Raw genomic sequence first — 369 nt, forward strand, 5'->3', positions numbered from 1 at the left:
TTCGACGCCACGCATTCCGTGCAGCAGCCGGGCGGGCAGGGCGGTTCGAGCGGCGGCCAGCGCGAATTCGTCGAGACCCTGGCGCGTGCCGCCGTTGCCGTCGGTGTCGCGGGTGTCTTCGTCGAAACGCACGAAGACCCGGACAACGCGCCGTCCGACGGACCGAACATGGTCTATCTGAAGGACATGCCGCGGCTTCTCGCAAAGCTTCTCGCCTTCGACGCCATCGCGAAAGCGGCCTGACGTTCAAAAGGCTGACATGATCCTGTAATAGGCCTCGAATGAGGCTGGAAACGAAGGCATGTTAGGCGGCTCAAAAACGGCCATTGTAATTTGCGTGCCTTCGATTAAGACGATTTCAAACGATTT

General features: G+C 59.6%; 1 pseudogene. It reads left to right on the forward strand.

Going from position 1 to position 369, the window contains the following annotated elements:
- Positions 1–243, forward strand: a pseudogene (locus tag SB764_RS38710) (3-deoxy-8-phosphooctulonate synthase); the annotation flags it as partial.
- Positions 244–369: the final 126 nt, after the last annotated feature.

This window comes from Paraburkholderia sp. SIMBA_027 (assembly GCF_046535315.1).
GTDB classification, from domain to species: Bacteria; Pseudomonadota; Gammaproteobacteria; order Burkholderiales; family Burkholderiaceae; genus Paraburkholderia; species Paraburkholderia tropica.